We start from the raw sequence: 15,430 nt of genomic DNA on the forward strand, positions 1-15,430 counted from the left end.
GTATCAATAAGAGGAGGACACTCGCATGACCACCCTGACCCGTGCCGACTGGGAACAACGTGCCCGCGACCTGAAAATCGAAGGCCGCGCCTATATCAATGGCGAATACACCGACGCCGTTTCCGGCCAGACCTTCGAGTGCATCAGCCCGGTCGATGGCCGTCTGCTGGGCAAGATTGCCAGCTGTGACGCCGCCGATGCCCAGCGCGCCGTGGAAAACGCTCGCGCCACCTTCAATTCCGGTGCCTGGTCGCGCCTGGCGCCGACCAAGCGCAAGTCCACCATGATCCGTTTCGCCGGCCTGCTCAAGCAGCACGCCGAAGAGCTGGCCCTGCTTGAAACCCTGGACATGGGCAAGCCGATCAGCGATTCCCTGTACATCGACGTTCCCGGTGCGGCGCAAGCCCTGAGCTGGAGCGGCGAAGCCATCGACAAGATTTACGACGAAGTAGCGGCCACTCCGCACGACCAGTTGGGTCTTGTGACCCGTGAGCCGGTGGGTGTTGTTGGCGCCATCGTGCCGTGGAACTTCCCGCTGATGATGGCGTGCTGGAAACTTGGTCCTGCGCTGTCCACCGGTAACTCGGTGATCCTCAAACCGTCCGAAAAATCCCCGCTGACCGCCATTCGCATCGCTGAACTGGCTGTCGAAGCCGGCATCCCGAAAGGCGTGCTGAACGTGCTGCCGGGTTACGGTCACACCGTCGGCAAGGCCCTGGCCCTGCACAACGATGTCGACACCCTGGTGTTCACCGGATCGACCAAGATCGCCAAGCAGCTGTTGATCTACTCCGGCGAGTCGAACATGAAGCGCGTCTGGCTCGAAGCTGGCGGCAAGAGCCCGAACATCGTGTTCGCCGATGCACCGAACCTGCAAGACGCTGCTGAAGCCGCAGCTGGCGCCATCGCCTTCAACCAGGGCGAAGTCTGCACCGCCGGTTCGCGCCTGCTGGTCGAGCGTTCGATCAAGGACAAATTCCTGCCACTGGTGATCGAGGCACTGAAAACCTGGAAGCCGGGCAATCCGCTGGATCCTGCAACCAACGTTGGTGCGCTGGTCGATACCCAGCAGATGAACACCGTGCTGTCTTACATCGAGTCTGGTCATGCCGACGGCGCCAAGCTGGTGGCCGGTGGCAAGCGTACGCTCCAGGAAACGGGCGGTACTTACGTTGAGCCGACGATTTTCGACGGTGTGAGCAACGCGATGAAAATCGCCCAGGAAGAAATCTTTGGCCCGGTACTGTCGGTCATCGCATTCGACAGCGCCGAAGAAGCCATCGCGATCGCCAACGACACACCGTACGGCCTGGCTGCTGCGGTCTGGACGGCCGACATCTCCAAGGCTCACCTCACCGCCCGCGCACTGCGTGCCGGTAGCGTGTGGGTCAACCAGTACGATGGCGGTGACATGACTGCTCCGTTCGGTGGCTTCAAGCAGTCCGGCAACGGTCGCGACAAGTCCCTGCACGCTTTCGACAAGTACACCGAGCTGAAGGCGACCTGGATCAAGTTGTAAGCCGTTAAGGGAGGCCTGTTGTAGAGCAGGCCTCCCGAACGACGCAGATCCCTTGTGGGAGCGAGCCCTGTGGTGAGGGGGCTTGCCCCCGTTCGGCTGCGAAGCAGGCGCAAAACCATTGCATGCGGTGTACTTGATACACCGCAATTGCAGGTTTTGGGGCCGCTCCGCGACCCAACGGGGGCAAGCCCCCTCGCCACAAAGGCTCGCTCCCACAGTACTTTGCGCTGCATATAAAAATATCCACAGGAGCGTGGAACATGCGTTGGGCGACTTATTTCGCCGTTTTGGCATCTGTCCTGAGTGTCGGCTTGGCCCTGGGTGTCAGCATGCCGCTGGTGTCGTTTCGCTTGGAAAGCTGGGGCTACGGCTCGTTTGCCATTGGTGTGATGGCGGCGATGCCGGCCATTGGTGTCCTGCTGGGGGCGAAAGTCTCCAGCCATCTGGCGGCGCGCTTCGGCACGGCCAATCTGATGCGTCTGTGCCTGTGGGCCGGGGCGGTCTCGATCGGTTTGCTGGCGCTGTTGCCGAGCTATCCGATCTGGTTGGTGCTGCGGCTGATGATCGGGGTGATCCTGACCCTCGTATTCATCATCGGTGAAAGCTGGATCAATCAACTGGTGGTCGAGCAATGGCGCGGGCGGCTGGTGGCGCTGTATGGCAGCAGCTACGCCTTGAGTCAGCTGGCAGGGCCGGTATTGCTGGGCTTCCTCGGTACCGAGCATGACTATGGCTTTTGGGTGGGTGTCGGTTTGCTGATGGCTGCACCGTTCCTGCTGTTGGGACGCAGTGGCGCGCCGAGCAGCGAGGCCAGCAGCGTGACCCTGCGTGATTTGCTTGAGTTCTGTCGAGGCCTGCCGGCGATTGCCTGGGCGGTGTCGCTGTTTGCCGCGTTCGAAGCGATGATCCTGACGCTGTTGCCGGTCTACTGCCTGCGACAGGGCTTCACCACGGAAATCGCTTTGGCGATGGTCAGTACGGTGGTGGTCGGCGATGCGGTGCTGCAATTGCCGATTGGTGCGTTGGCCGATCGTTTGTCGCGACGCGCGTTGTTCGCCGGTTGTGCTGTGGTCCTGCTGATATCGAGCCTGGCAATCCCGCTGCTGATCGACACGCTGATGATCTGGCCGCTGTGGGTGCTGTTCGGCGCCAGCGCTGGCGGGTTGTTCACCTTATCGTTGATCCTGATCGGCGAGCGTTATCGCGACGATGCGCTGGTGCGGGCCAACGCACACATCGCCCAGCTGTGGGGGATCGGTTGCCTGATCGGGCCGCTGCTGGCGGGTGCCGGCAGCCAGTGGATCAGCGGGCATGCATTGCCGTTGCTGATGGCGGTAGGGGCCTTGGGTGTGTTGATTGTGGTGTCGCGGCAAGGGGCGTTTGGCGCGGCTGCAGAGCCAGCCTGAAGAACCACAATGGATCATCGGCTGGCTACAACATCTTCTCCAGCCCAACCGTATTGCTCATCCACGCATTGAAGCGTCGCCACCAACTCCCTGGCTCCTTGGTCAGGGTGTGCATTTTCCCGTCGTCTTCGGTGGTCCAGACGATCTTTCCGTTTTCCAGCTCCACCTGATAACTCAGGGCCGGCGCCATGCCCTGCAGCGCCAGTTCGCGGACCCGTGCGGCCAATTCCGGGCTGTCCACCAGTACGCCGACTTCGGTGTTCCACAGCACCGAGCGTGGATCGAAATTGAACGAGCCGATAAAGGATTTCTGCTGGTCGAATATCATCGCCTTGCTGTGCAGGCTGGAGTCAGAGCTGTGATAGGCGCTGCTGGAAAACAGATGCGGCCCGCTACCGCTGCCGCCTCCCTCGCCGGGTTGGCGACGCAATTCGTACAGCTTCACGCCGTGCTCCAGCAGCGCCCTGCGATAGGGCGCGTAACCACCGTGTACGGCGGGAACGTCCGTGGCTTCCAGTGAATTGGTCAGCAAACTCACAGAAACGCCGGCATCGGCGCGCCCGGTCAGGTACACCAGTCCCGGCTGGCCGGGCACAAAGTAGGCCGAGATCATGATCAGCTCTTTGCTGACGTTATTGAGTTCAGGTGCGAGTTGCGTGGTAAGCAGCAACCGCGGATCGGGCTCGCCCTTGGCCAGTACCTTGCTCGGCGCATCCCACAATGCCTGGTTCCAGGCCCAGATCAGCTCGCGGCGCCAGATGTCCAGGCGTGGGTGGGTGGTGAAAGTCATCAAGTGTTTATAGAGCGCGTGATTCTGTTTGCGCGTTTCCGCCAGGGACTCTTCCAGTCGGACGCGGGTGTTTTCCAGGTCCCGGGGTGTGGGTTTGCTCGACAGGAATTCGTCGATCGGCTTGCTCAGGGCGCTGTTCCAGTACTGGTCGAAACTGTGCCCGAGTTGCTCGGCGACCGGGCCGACACTGAGCATGTCGATGTCGGTGAAATTCATGTTGGGCTTGGCATCGTAATACTCGTCCCCCAGATTGCGCCCGCCGACGATGGCCATGCTGTTGTCCGCAAGCCACAATTTGTTGTGCATGCGTCGATGCTGTTGCGACAGGTTGAACAGTCGGCCCACGGTGCGCGTCACCCCCGTACTGCGGCCCAGATTCAGCGGGTTGAACACGCGGATCTGGATGTTCGGGTGTGCGGCGAGGGTCGCAATGACCCGGTCCAAGCCATCGCTGGCAGTATCGTCGAGCAGTACCCGCACCCGTACGCCCCGGTCGGCGGCCTTGAGCAACTGCTCGATCAGCATGCGCGTGCTGATGCCGTCGTGCACGATGTAGTACTGCAAGTCGAGGCTGCTTTGGGCGTTACGGATCAGTTCGGCGCGGGCGGTGAAGGCCTCGGTGCTGTCCGATAGCAGGCGAAAGCCCGATTGTCCCTTGTAAGGCGCGGCCTGCGCCTGGACCGAGCGGCCGAATGCGGAGTTTGAAGCCGGCAGCGCCTGGCTCGGCACACGCTGTACTTCGAGGTTGGCGCAACCGTCCAGGAACGCGGTGAGTAGCAGAAGAGCAAGCAGGGGCTGTCTGACTCTCACGTAGGATCGTTCCGTTTGGCGGCGCAGATAGGCATATGGACGCTGATCCCCGAATAAAAGTCAGTCGCTGAGCTGATCGGTTTCCGCCAGCAGTTTGATCGCTGTCGCACCGACCTTGCGCACCGCGTCTTCGATCTGCGGTGTTGGCTTGGCAGCGTAGTTCATGCGCAGGCAATTGCGGTACTTGCCGGAGGCGGAAAAAATGCTGCCCACGGCAATCTGTACGCCTTGGTCGTGCAATGCACGATTCAGTTTCAGGGTGTCGAAACCTTCCGGTAGTTCGACCCACAGCATGAAGCTGCCCTGTGGGCGACTCGCGCGGGTACCGGCCGGGAAGTAGCGGGTCACCCAATCAATCATCACGTCGCGATTGCGCTGGTATTGCGTGCGCATTCGCCGCAAATGCGGTTCGAAGTGGCCGCCCTTGAGAAATTCGGCGATGGCGATCTGCGGTTGTGGTGCGGTGGATCCGGTGCTGATGTATTTCATGTGCAGCACCCGTTCCAGATAGCGGCCGGGCGCAACCCAGCCGATGCGCAGGCCCGGCGCCAGGGTCTTGGAAAACGAGCTGCACAACAGGACGCGACCGTCCTCGTCGAAGGACTTGATCGTGCGCGGGCGCGGGTAGGTGTAGGCCAGTTCGCCATACACATCGTCCTCGATGATCGCCACGTCATAGCGCTGCGCAAGCGTCAACAACGCGCGTTTGCGCGACTCCGGCATGATGTAGCCCAACGGGTTGTTACAGTTGGGGGTCAGCTGTATGACCTTGATCGGCCACTGCTCCAGGGCCAGTTCCAGCGCTTCGAGACTGATGCCGGTCAATGGATCGGTGGGGATTTCCAGGGCTTTCATGCCCAGGCCCTTGAGGGTCTGCATCGCACCGTGAAAGCTCGGCGAGTCCACTGCGACAATGTCGCCGGGTTCGCAGATCGCGCGAATACTGGTGGACAGCGCTTCGTGGCAACCGGTGGTGACCACCAGTTCGCTGGCGCTCAACTGGCAGCCGGAATCGAGCATCAGGCGAGCGATCTGTTCGCGCAGTTCGAGGTTGCCGTGGATGTTGTCGTAATACAGACCGGGCATGTCCTGCCGCCGGCTGATTCGCGCCAGGTCACGCAGCAGCGGTTTCATGGTCGGGCTGGTGATGTCCGGCATGCCGCGGCCCAGTTGCACCACGTCTTTGCGCGGCACGGCGCGAATCAACTCCAGCACTTGATCCCATTGGGAAATGTCCACCGGCCGTTGGGCCGGGCGGCCGACTGCCGGCAAATCCGGCAGCTCGCGACTGGCCGGCACGAAGTACCCGGATTTGGGGCGTGGCATGGCCAGCCCGCTGTCTTCCAGCACCCGATAGGCCTGCTGCACCGTGCTCAGGCTGACGCCGTGCTCGACGCTCAGCGCCCGTACCGAAGGCAGCCGGTCACCGGGGCGGTAGAAGCCCTGTTCGATACGTGTGCCGAGCAATTCGGCGAGGTTGACGTAAAGGGTCATGGTGCAGCCTCGATAGGAGTGATTCGGTTAACCAGTACAGATCGGGCAAAAAATCGGGATTCAGTGGCGGAATCGGCAAAACTGTATGGAGTTAATACAGTTGCTTTGAATCTGTAATGCTTTTGCGCGCCCACGCATCATGGAACCTCTGGCTACCCAAGTAAACAGGAGCATCCAAGATGAACGGTTTGAGCGATGTGCGGCTGACGTTACACAGTCAGGAACTGGCGACCGGGCAGAACAACGGCACGCGGGAGGCGGGCATGGGCAATGCGTCGTCCGGCCTGAGTCGCTGGGACCGGTTCTGGCGTTGCCTGCACACGCGCAAGGCCTTGTTGGCCCTGACGGCTGACCAGCTCAAGGATATCGGGCTGACGCGGGAGCAGGCGCGGGAGGAGGGGCTGAAGCCTTTCTGGCGGATCTGAAGTTGCAGTGTTCTTCAGAGCCTCATCGCGAGCAAGCTCGCTCCCACAAGGAGCGGTGGTGAACACAAATCTTGTGAACGCCACCAGACACTGTGGGAGCGAGCTTGCTCGCGATGGCACCGATACAGGCCCCGCCAAACCTTCAGACCAACTCTTTCAGCCGATGCCACAACATCCCCAACGCCAGCAACGGCGAGCGCAAATGCTTGCCACCTGGGAAAGTGATGTGCGGCACCTTGGCGAACAAATCAAAACCACCACTGTGCTGCCCGCTAATCGCTTCGGCCAGCAGCTTGCCCGCCAGGTGCGTGGCATTCACGCCATGACCGGAATAGGCCTGGGCGTAGTACACGTTCGGCTGGTCCTTGAGTCGCCCGATCTGCGGCAGACGGTTGGCGCCGATGCCGATCATGCCGCCCCATTGGTAATCGATCTTCACTGCGCTCAGCTGCGGGAAAACCTCGAGCATTTTCGGGCGCATGTACGCGGCGATGTCTTTCGGGTCGCGGCCCGAGTAATGGCAGGCGCCGCCAAACAGCAGGCGTCGGTCCGCCGAGAGCCGGTAGTAGTCCAGCGCCACCCGCTGGTCACAGACCGCCATATTCTGCGGCAGCAGGGCGTGGGCCTGTTCTTCGCTCAATGGTTCGGTGGCGATGATGTAGCTGCCGGCGGGCAGGACTTTGCCGCTGAGTTCCGGGTTGAGGTTATTGAGGTAGGCATTGCAACCCAGCACCAGGGTCTTGGCGCGCACCGAGCCCTCGGCGGCATGGACCTTGACCTCGGGACCATAGTCAATGCGGGTTACGGCCGAGTGCTCGAACAACTTGACCCCCAGACATTGTGCCGCGGCTGCTTCGCCCAAGGCCAGGTTCAGGGGGTGCAGGTGCCCCGAGCCCATGTCGATCAGGCCGCCAACGTAACGCGTGGAGCCGACCACGGTGTGCATCTCGTTGGCTTGCAGCAAACGGGTCTCGTAGCGGTAGCCGAGGCTGCGCAGTTCTTCGGCATCCTCGGCGAAGCCTTCAAGGTCACGGGGTTTGTTGGCGAGGTCGCAGTAGCCCCAGGTCAGGTCGCAGGGGATCTGGAAGCGCTCGACCCGTTGTCGGACGATTTCCACGGCTTCCAGGCCCATGAGTTTCATTTGCCGAACACCTTCGGCACCGATGACGTTGGTGAACTGATCAAGACCGTGGCCGACGCCGCGAATCAGCTGCCCGCCATTGCGTCCACTGGCGCCCCAGCCGATTCTATGGGCTTCGAGCAGCACCACACTGAGGCCGCGTTCGGCCAGCTCAAGCGCCGTGTTCAACCCCGAAAACCCGCCGCCCACCACACAGACATCAGCCAGCACTTCGCCTTTGAGCGCAGGAAGTTCGGGCTGCGGCAGGCTGCTGGCGGCGTAGTAGGACGCGGTGTGGTTCTGAGCAGGCTGTTGAGCACGGGCATTCATGTGCGTGTTCCTGATTCTTGCGTTTGGAAAACCTGACGGAGCATAAGCCGGAGCTTCCCGGACGGGCAACATTGGTCGGCTGGTGCTGTCTGGATCGAGTCTTTTGCGTCAGAATCGCGCTCTATTCCGCTATTGGTCACCGCTGCAATGAGCTGCAACAGCCAGACGATCCGCACATTGCGACAACAGATCCCCTCGTTCGAGTGCGTTCCCGGCTGCCATGACTGCTGTGGGCCGGTGACCACCTCGCCGGAAGAAATGTCGCGACTGCCGCGCAAGACCCGCGCCGAGCAGGATGCCGCCATGGAAGAGCTCAACTGTGTGCATCTGGGGCCGAATGGTTGCACGGTGTATGACGAGCGGCCGCTGATCTGCCGGTTGTTCGGCACCACCAAGACCTTGCCATGCCCGAATGGTCGCGGGCCGGTGGAATTGATTCATCCGCGGGTGGAGAAGCAGGTGTTTGAGTACATGGCCAGCACTCGGCAGGTGTTGGTTTAGGCGGCGGCGTACTTCAGCAGAACCGAGTCGACTTCATCGCGGGCAAGCCCGCTCCCACAGGATCGCCACTGTACCTGTGGGAGCGGGCTTGCCCGCGATGGGGCCGGTTCGGACACCGCAAATTTCAATCCGGAATCGGCAAGGTCAGGCTCTCTTTCACCTCTTCCATCACGATATAGCTCTTGGACTCGCGCACGTGGGGCAGCTTGAGCAGGATGTCGCCCAGCAACTTGCGGTACGAGGCCATCTCGGAAATCCGCGCTTTCACCAGGTAGTCGAAATCCCCTGACACCAGATGACACTCCAGCACATGGGGCAATTTCAGCACCGCACGTCGGAACTCTTCGAAAGTATCGCCGGATTTGTAGTCCAGGCTGATTTCGACGAACACCAGCAGACTACCCTTCAGGTGCTGCGGATTGAGCCTGGCGTTGTAGCCCATGATGATCCCTTCGCGCTCCAGACGCCGGACCCGCTCAGTACAGGGCGTGGTCGAGAGCCCGACCTTTTCTCCAAGCTCCGTAAAGGAAATCCGCCCGTCCGCTTGCAGGATCCGCAGGATATTGCGGTCGATCTTGTCCAGCTCACGTTTGGTCTGAGTGTTGGTACGCATAGGGGATGCGCCTCCGTGAAAAGGGTTTTTGCCGAGAATTGTCGCCAAATATAAGCGCTTATATAGTGAAAAGCACTGGCAAATCTTTTTTACACTGCGCGCATCTAAAGCTCTGAATAACAAACGTCAGCGGTTAGCCGCGATGAGGGATATGAAAATGCGCGTCATGGTCTTGGGTAGCGGCGTCATCGGTACCACCAGTGCTTATTATCTGGCCCGCGCCGGGTTTGAAGTGGTGGTTGTGGACCGGCAGCCAGCTGCTGCCATGGAGACCAGTTTCGCCAACGCCGGGCAGGTTTCGCCGGGTTATGCCTCGCCGTGGGCCGCGCCAGGTGTGCCGCTCAAGGCCATCAAGTGGCTGTTGCAGCGCCACGCGCCACTCGCGATCAAGGCCACTGCCGACATCGACCAATACCTGTGGATGGCGCAGATGCTGCGCAACTGCACCGCCAGCCGTTACGCGGTGAACAAGGAGCGCATGGTCCGTCTGTCCGAGTACAGCCGTGACTGCCTCGATGAACTGCGTGCCGAAACCGGCATCACCTACGAAGGCCGTAGCCTTGGTACGACCCAGCTGTTCCGCACCCAGGCTCAACTGGACGGCGCCGCGAAAGACATCGCCGTGCTGAAAGAGTCCGGCGTGCCGTTCGAGCTGCTCGACCGCGACGGCATTGCCCGCGTTGAACCGGCGCTGGCAAGCGTCACTGACATCCTCGCCGGTGCCCTACGCCTGCCGAACGACCAGACTGGCGACTGCCAGATGTTCACCACCAAGCTCGCCGAGATGGCCGCGAACCTCGGTGTGCAATTCCGTTTCGGCCAGGACATTCAGCGCCTCGACTTCGCCGGTGATCGCATCAATGGCGTGTGGATCGACGGCAAGCTGGAAACCGCCGACCGCTACGTGCTGGCCCTCGGCAGCTACTCGCCGCAACTGCTCAAGCCGCTGGGGATCAAGGCGCCGGTGTACCCGCTCAAGGGCTACTCCCTGACCGTGCCGATCACCAACCCGGCGATGGCCCCGACTTCGACCATTCTCGACGAGACCTACAAGGTCGCGATCACCCGTTTCGACAACCGCATCCGCGTTGGCGGCATGGCTGAAATCGCCGGTTTTGACCTGTCGCTGAATCCGCGTCGCCGCGAAACCCTGGAGATGATCGTCAACGACCTTTATCCTCAGGGCGGCGATCTGGCCCAGGCCGATTTCTGGACCGGCCTGCGTCCGACCACTCCGGACGGCACCCCGATCGTTGGTGCCACCCCGTTCAAGAACCTGTTCCTGAACACCGGCCACGGCACGCTCGGCTGGACCATGGCTTGCGGCTCCGGTCGCTTGCTGGCGGACCTGATAGCGAAGAAAAAGCCGCAGATCAGCGCCGAAGGCCTCGATATTTCCCGTTATGGCAAAAAAACCCAGGAGTCTGCAAAGCATGTCAGTCCAGCGCCAGCTCACCAATGAGCGCATGAGTCAGATCGTCACCCATAACGGCACGGTTTACCTGGCCGGACAGGTTGGCGATGACTTGAACGCCGGGATTGAACAGCAGACCCGCGAAACCCTCGCCAACATCGAGCGGTTGCTCGATCTGGCCGGCACCGACAAGCACCATCTGCTGTCGGTGACGATTTACCTGAAGGACATCGACGCGCATTTCGAAGGCATGAACGCGGTGTGGGACCAGTGGCTGCCAAAAGGATTCGCCCCGGCCCGTGCCACCGTTGAATCGAAATTGTGCGAACCGGAAATCCTGGTCGAGCTGTCGGTTGTAGCCGCTCTGCCATAAGCTTTCAGACAGATCCCTCTCCCGGTGCTGCTGGCGGTTCACGCCGTTAGCCAGCACCGGTTTTTCTTCCCGATAACCCGACCAGAAGTCTGCCGCCATGCGTCCTGCCCGTGCCCTGATCGACCTTCAAGCCCTGCGCAACAACTACCGAATCGCCCGTGAGCTCACGGGGGCCAAAGCCCTCGCGGTGATCAAGGCCGATGCCTATGGTCACGGTGCGGTGCGTTGCGCCCAGGCGCTGGAAGCCGAGGCGGACGGGTTTGCCGTGGCCTGCATCGAAGAGGCGTTGGAGCTGCGGGCGGCGGGCATTCGTGCGCCGATCCTGCTGCTGGAAGGTTTTTTCGAAGCCGATGAGCTGGCGCTGATCGTCGAGCATGATTTCTGGTGCGTGGTGCATTCGCTGTGGCAGCTCGAAGCCATCGAGAAAGCGGCGTTGAGCAAGCCGATCACCGTGTGGCTGAAGCTCGATTCGGGCATGCACCGCGTGGGTCTGCACCCGGCGGATTATCAGGCGGCCTATCAACGGCTGCTGGCCAGCGGCAAAGTCGCGAAAGTGGTGCTGATGAGCCACTTTGCCCGCGCCGACGAACTGCACGAGCAGGCCAGCGCCGATCAGGTGGCGGTATTTGAAGCTGCGCGCAAGGGCTTGTCCGCCGAGGTCAGCCTGCGCAACTCGCCGGCGGTGCTCGGTTGGCCGCAGATTCCGAGCGATTGGGTGCGCCCAGGCATCATGCTCTATGGCGCCACGCCTTTCGAAGAAGCCAACGAAGCGGCATCGCGCCTGCAACCGGTCATGACCCTGGAATCGAAAGTGATCAGTGTGCGCGAGTTGCCGGCTGGCGAGCCCGTCGGTTACGGCGCCAAATTCATCACCCCCAAACCGATGCGCATTGGCGTCGTGGCCATGGGTTACGCCGACGGTTACCCGCGTCTGGCACCGACCGGCACGCCAGTGCTGGTTGCCGGGCAGCGCAGCCAGTTGATCGGTCGGGTATCGATGGACATGCTCTGTATCGACCTGACCGATGTGCCGCAGGCCGGCCTTGGTTCGACCGTCGAATTGTGGGGCAAAAACATCCTCGCCAGCGATGTGGCCATGGCTGCCGGCACGATTCCTTACCAGATCTTCTGCAACCTGCGTCGAGTGCCACTGCTCTATTCCGGGGCTTAGTGCGCAGGGCTCCAGACCGGAAGTCGCCTCGCTGAGCAGGATTCAGGTCAAGGTGTTGTAAATACTGAACGCTGTCGCCATGATAACGCTCACTATTCCAACAATCTGAATCCTGGAGGCGCAAGCTTTGGACGTCGGTGAACGACTGCAATCCATCCGTAGGCTCAAAGGCCTTTCCCAGCGTGAGCTCGCCAAACGGGCGGGGGTCACCAACAGCACGATTTCGATGATCGAGAAGAACAGCGTCAGCCCCTCGATCAGTTCGCTGCGCAAGGTGTTGGGCGGGATTCCCATGTCCATGGTCGAGTTCTTTTCCGAAGAAATCCTGCAGGAAAAACCGACTCAGATCGTCTACAAAGCCAACGAGCTGATCGATATTTCCGATGGCGCGGTGACCATGAAACTGGTCGGTCGGGCGCACCCGAGCCGGGCGATCGCATTCCTCAATGAAATCTATCCGCCAGGCGCCGACACCGGTGACGAGATGCTCACCCATGAGGGCGAGGAAACCGGCATCCTGGTCGAAGGAAAACTGGAACTGGTGGTCGGACTCGAAACTTTTGTCCTCGAAGCCGGCGATAGCTACTACTTTGAAAGTACCAAGCCACACCGTTTCCGTAATCCGTTCGACGTGCCAGCGCGACTAATCAGCGCAGCCACGCCGGCGAATTTCTAAGAAAAGGGGCGTCCTGCCAGCATCGCAGAGGCGCCCAGGCTGTTTTTCCGTCGCGGCCTAAGACCCCTCCGACTTTGGGGTTGTTTCAGTGCGACGGGCTTACCGCTATACTTGCGCCCGCCTGCGAACCGTGGCCGTAGGCGTGACTAGCCACCATTGAGGGTGAACGCGTGAACCTAATTATGAAAATGCTGGCTGCACCAGCAACCGTATTGGCCCTTTGGGCTGTCAGTGTCAGCGCTCAGGCTGCGACCAACGACGATATCGCCAAACGCCTTGAGCCAGTCGGCCAGGTTTGTGTTCAGGGTAAAGAGTGCAAGGGCATGGAAGTGGCCACTGCCGCTGGCGGCGGTGGTGGTGCGAAAACCCCGGATGAAGTGATTGCAAAACATTGCAACGCTTGCCACGGTTCAGGCCTGTTGGGCGCGCCGAAAATCGGTGATGCCGCTGCCTGGAAAGACCGTGCCGATCACCAGGGCGGCCTCGACGGCATCCTGGCCAAAGCCATTACCGGTATCAACTCGATGCCGCCTAAAGGCACCTGCGCCGATTGCTCCGACGCCGAGCTCAAAGGCGCCATCCAGAAGATGTCCGGCTTGAAATAAGCCTGAGTCTTGCTGCTGAAAAGCCGCTTTCGAGCGGCTTTTTTGTGCCTGTGATTTAACCCGGGTGGCTGTTCATTGCAGCAAAGACACGGCAAGCTCGGTTCAAGCCCAAGTCATGGAACGTGAGGGAGGATCCGATGGTTCAGCTGTGCTCTATCGAACAGGCAGTCGATGACGTCTTGGCACGGTTGCCGGCGCATATCCACATGGGCCTGCCTCTGGGGTTGGGCAAACCCAATCACTTCGTCAACGCGCTGTATCAACGAATCGCACAGTCGCCCGAGCGACGGCTGACGATCTACACCGCGTTGTGCCTGGGGCGCCCACCCTTGGGCGATGGTTTGCAAAAGCGCTTTCTCGAACCCTTTGTCGAGCGGGTCTTCGGCGATTATCCGGAGCTGGAATTTCTCGCCGACCTGCGCCGCGACGGTCTACCGGGCAACATCCACGTCCAGCAGTTCTTCATGCAGCCTGGCAGCCTGCTCAACAGTGCCACGGCGCAACAGGATTACGTCAGCAGCAATTACAGCCATGCGGCGCGGGACATCAATGCCGCCGGGTTGAATCTGGTGGCGCAACTGGTGGCCAGCGAAGCCGAGCATCCCGACCGCTTGAGCCTGAGCTGCAACCCGGACATCACCCTCGACCTGTTGCCGATGATCGCCAAGCGCCGCGCCGCCGGAGAAACCATCCTGATGGTCGGCCAGGTGCACAACGATCTGCCCTACATGCCCGGCGATGCGGAACTCGGCATCGACACCTTTGACCTGCTGATCGATGAGAAGGACAACACCACGCTGTTTTCCACGCCGAACATGCCGGTGGGGTGTCAGGACCATTTCATCGGCCTGCACGCCAGCACCTTGGTGCGTGACGGCGGCACCTTGCAGATTGGTATCGGCTCCATGGGCGATGCGCTGACAGCGGCACTGCTGGCGCGGCAAGCAGACAACGACCGATACAGGGCTTTGCTGGCAGACGTAAACCTCAGTCAGTGGTCGCAACTGATCGAGCGCGAAGGCGGCATCGAACCCTTCGCCAAGGGCTTGTACGGTTGCAGCGAAATGTTCGTCAACGGCTTGCTGGTGCTGGCGGATGCCGGGATCGTGCGGCGCAAGGTTTATCCGGACGTGGCGACCCAACAGCAGGCGAATGCCGGCACCCTCGACGAAGCTGCGCAAACCGATGGCATCTCGGTGCACGGCGGATTCTTCCTCGGTCCGCGCAGCTACTACGAACGCTTGCGCGAGTTGCCGCAAAACAAGCGGCTCGAATTCAACATGACCCGCATCAGCTACATCAACGAGCTCTACGGCCAGGAAGAACTCAAGCGTTTGCAGCGCCTGGATGCGCGGTTCATCAACACTGCGTTCACCGTGACCTTGCTCGGTGCCGCGGTGGCGGATCAGCTCGAAGACGGACGTGTGCTCAGCGGCGTAGGCGGGCAATACAACTTCGTGGTTCAGGGGCATGCACTGGCAGGCGCGCGCTCGGTCTTGTTGCTGCGCAGTTGGCGCGAGTCTGGCGGCGATGTCAGCTCGAACATCGTCTGGGAATACGGTCACTGCACGATTCCCCGGCACTTGCGGGACATCGTGGTCACCGAATACGGCATCGCCGATCTTCGCGGCAAGACCGATGCGGCGGTGATCGAGGCCTTGCTCAATATCAGCGACTCGCGTTTTCAGCCGGGGTTGATCGAGCAGGCGCAGAAAGTCGGCAAACTACCCAAGGACTTCTGTCTCGATCCGCGCTTTACCGATAACAGTCCGCAGCGTTTACAGGCGATTCAGGCGCGGCATCCGCAGCTGTTTCCGGAGTATCCGCTGGGCTGTGATTTCTCCGGGGTCGAGCGCGATCTGTTGCGGGCGCTGAACTGGCTCAAGAGCAAGTTCAAGCTGAGCGAGGTGCTGGAATTGGGCAAGGCAGCGCTGGATGCGCCAGAGCCTGCGTTGTTCCCGGAGCATCTGGAACGCATGCAACTGGCTAACCCGGAGGGGATGAAGGAGGATTTGTATCAGCGCCTGCTGCTCACAGGCCTCAAGGCCACCGCGCAATAACAGCCAACCCAAAATCAACTGTGGGAGCGAGCCTGCTCGCGAAAGCGGTGTATCTGTCAACGAAGATGTTGACTGACACTATGCAATCGCGAGCAGGCTCGCTCCCACACTGGTTTTGCGGTG

General features: G+C 60.9%; 14 protein-coding genes. 10 read left to right on the top strand and 4 right to left on the bottom strand.

The genetic code is table 11. The features are described 5' to 3' along the window. Window positions 1-25 precede the first annotated feature (25 nt). The gene (locus KGB07_RS08665; RefSeq protein ID WP_223465213.1) at window positions 26-1,519 is read left to right on the top strand and encodes an aldehyde dehydrogenase; all 1,494 of its coding nucleotides are present in this window, start codon (window positions 26-28) and stop codon (window positions 1,517-1,519) included. Window positions 1,520-1,779: 260 nt separating this feature from the next. Continuing rightward, a complete protein-coding gene (locus KGB07_RS08670; RefSeq protein WP_046038972.1) occupies window positions 1,780-2,925 on the top strand; it encodes an MFS transporter in 1,146 nt (381 codons plus the stop codon). A gap of 25 nt (window positions 2,926-2,950) precedes the next feature. On the opposite strand, the gene KGB07_RS08675 is transcribed toward KGB07_RS08670, so the two are convergent. Both KGB07_RS08675 and KGB07_RS08680 read right to left on the bottom strand, forming a co-directional pair. Beyond that, window positions 2,951-4,525, bottom strand: a complete 1,575-nt coding sequence (locus tag KGB07_RS08675) for a phospholipase D family protein (protein ID WP_223465215.1) — start codon at window positions 4,523-4,525, stop codon at window positions 2,951-2,953. Window positions 4,526-4,585: 60 nt separating this feature from the next. Further along, the gene (locus KGB07_RS08680; protein WP_046038975.1) at window positions 4,586-6,019 is read right to left on the bottom strand and encodes a PLP-dependent aminotransferase family protein; all 1,434 of its coding nucleotides are present in this window, start codon (window positions 6,017-6,019) and stop codon (window positions 4,586-4,588) included. A gap of 179 nt (window positions 6,020-6,198) precedes the next feature. Between KGB07_RS08680 and KGB07_RS08685 the strand changes: the two genes are divergently transcribed. Next, window positions 6,199-6,444 (top strand): DUF1127 domain-containing protein, encoded by a 246-nt coding sequence (locus KGB07_RS08685; protein WP_046038977.1) that lies wholly within the window; start codon window positions 6,199-6,201, stop codon window positions 6,442-6,444. Window positions 6,445-6,586: 142 nt separating this feature from the next. Here the strand turns inward: KGB07_RS08685 and KGB07_RS08690 are convergent, their stop codons facing one another. Then, entirely contained in the window at window positions 6,587-7,894 is a 1,308-nt protein-coding gene (locus tag KGB07_RS08690) for an NAD(P)/FAD-dependent oxidoreductase (protein WP_046038978.1), read from the bottom strand. A 147-nt stretch (window positions 7,895-8,041) separates the two neighbouring features. Between KGB07_RS08690 and KGB07_RS08695 the strand changes: the two genes are divergently transcribed. Further along, window positions 8,042-8,395 (top strand): YkgJ family cysteine cluster protein, encoded by a 354-nt coding sequence (locus tag KGB07_RS08695; protein ID WP_007975156.1) that lies wholly within the window; start codon window positions 8,042-8,044, stop codon window positions 8,393-8,395. A gap of 124 nt (window positions 8,396-8,519) precedes the next feature. Here the strand turns inward: KGB07_RS08695 and KGB07_RS08700 are convergent, their stop codons facing one another. After that, the gene (locus KGB07_RS08700) at window positions 8,520-9,008 is read right to left on the bottom strand and encodes an Lrp/AsnC ligand binding domain-containing protein (RefSeq protein ID WP_007975155.1); all 489 of its coding nucleotides are present in this window, start codon (window positions 9,006-9,008) and stop codon (window positions 8,520-8,522) included. 157 nt (window positions 9,009-9,165) lie between these two features. Here KGB07_RS08700 and dadA point away from each other — a divergent pair, with 157 nt between their 5' ends. The 6 genes from dadA (at window position 9,166) to KGB07_RS08730 (ending at window position 15,307) form a co-directional block, all read left to right on the top strand. After that, entirely contained in the window at window positions 9,166-10,470 is a 1,305-nt protein-coding gene (gene dadA, locus KGB07_RS08705) for a D-amino acid dehydrogenase (RefSeq protein ID WP_223465216.1), read from the top strand. Continuing rightward, window positions 10,442-10,795, top strand: coding sequence for a RidA family protein (locus KGB07_RS08710; protein ID WP_223465217.1), 354 nt, complete (start codon window positions 10,442-10,444; stop codon window positions 10,793-10,795). The genes dadA and KGB07_RS08710 overlap by 29 nt, the downstream gene beginning before the upstream one ends. A 97-nt stretch (window positions 10,796-10,892) precedes the next feature. Then, the gene (alr, locus tag KGB07_RS08715) at window positions 10,893-11,966 is read left to right on the top strand and encodes an alanine racemase (protein ID WP_056726341.1); all 1,074 of its coding nucleotides are present in this window, start codon (window positions 10,893-10,895) and stop codon (window positions 11,964-11,966) included. 127 nt (window positions 11,967-12,093) lie between these two features. Further along, the gene (locus KGB07_RS08720) at window positions 12,094-12,642 is read left to right on the top strand and encodes a cupin domain-containing protein (RefSeq protein WP_008023455.1); all 549 of its coding nucleotides are present in this window, start codon (window positions 12,094-12,096) and stop codon (window positions 12,640-12,642) included. Window positions 12,643-12,824: 182 nt separating this feature from the next. Next, complete coding sequence (locus tag KGB07_RS08725; RefSeq protein WP_046038983.1) at window positions 12,825-13,247, top strand: c-type cytochrome; 423 nt, start codon at window positions 12,825-12,827, stop codon at window positions 13,245-13,247. Between the two features lie 137 nt (window positions 13,248-13,384). Beyond that, window positions 13,385-15,307, top strand: a complete 1,923-nt coding sequence (locus KGB07_RS08730) for an acetyl-CoA hydrolase/transferase C-terminal domain-containing protein (RefSeq protein WP_223465218.1) — start codon at window positions 13,385-13,387, stop codon at window positions 15,305-15,307. Window positions 15,308-15,430: the final 123 nt, after the last annotated feature.

It is taken from the genome of Pseudomonas sp. GL-RE-26 (genome assembly GCF_019956275.1).
Taxonomy (GTDB): domain Bacteria; phylum Pseudomonadota; class Gammaproteobacteria; order Pseudomonadales; family Pseudomonadaceae; genus Aquipseudomonas; species Aquipseudomonas grandcourensis.

Excerpts from the sequence above, each read along its gene's own strand:
- KGB07_RS08700 (WP_007975155.1), bottom strand. The coding sequence starts at position 9,008 with ATGCGTACCAACACTCAGACCAAACGTGAGCTGGACAAGATCGACCGC.
- KGB07_RS08665 (WP_223465213.1), top strand. The coding sequence starts at position 26 with ATGACCACCCTGACCCGTGCCGACTGGGAACAACGTGCCCGCGACCTG.
- KGB07_RS08710 (WP_223465217.1), top strand. The coding sequence starts at position 10,442 with ATGTCAGTCCAGCGCCAGCTCACCAATGAGCGCATGAGTCAGATCGTC.
- alr (WP_056726341.1), top strand. The coding sequence starts at position 10,893 with ATGCGTCCTGCCCGTGCCCTGATCGACCTTCAAGCCCTGCGCAACAAC.
- dadA (WP_223465216.1), top strand. The coding sequence starts at position 9,166 with ATGCGCGTCATGGTCTTGGGTAGCGGCGTCATCGGTACCACCAGTGCT.
- KGB07_RS08685 (WP_046038977.1), top strand. The coding sequence starts at position 6,199 with ATGAACGGTTTGAGCGATGTGCGGCTGACGTTACACAGTCAGGAACTG.
- KGB07_RS08680 (WP_046038975.1), bottom strand. The coding sequence starts at position 6,019 with ATGACCCTTTACGTCAACCTCGCCGAATTGCTCGGCACACGTATCGAA.
- KGB07_RS08695 (WP_007975156.1), top strand. The coding sequence starts at position 8,042 with ATGAGCTGCAACAGCCAGACGATCCGCACATTGCGACAACAGATCCCC.
- KGB07_RS08690 (WP_046038978.1), bottom strand. The coding sequence starts at position 7,894 with ATGAATGCCCGTGCTCAACAGCCTGCTCAGAACCACACCGCGTCCTAC.
- KGB07_RS08730 (WP_223465218.1), top strand. The coding sequence starts at position 13,385 with ATGGTTCAGCTGTGCTCTATCGAACAGGCAGTCGATGACGTCTTGGCA.
- KGB07_RS08670 (WP_046038972.1), top strand. The coding sequence starts at position 1,780 with ATGCGTTGGGCGACTTATTTCGCCGTTTTGGCATCTGTCCTGAGTGTC.
- KGB07_RS08725 (WP_046038983.1), top strand. The coding sequence starts at position 12,825 with ATGAAAATGCTGGCTGCACCAGCAACCGTATTGGCCCTTTGGGCTGTC.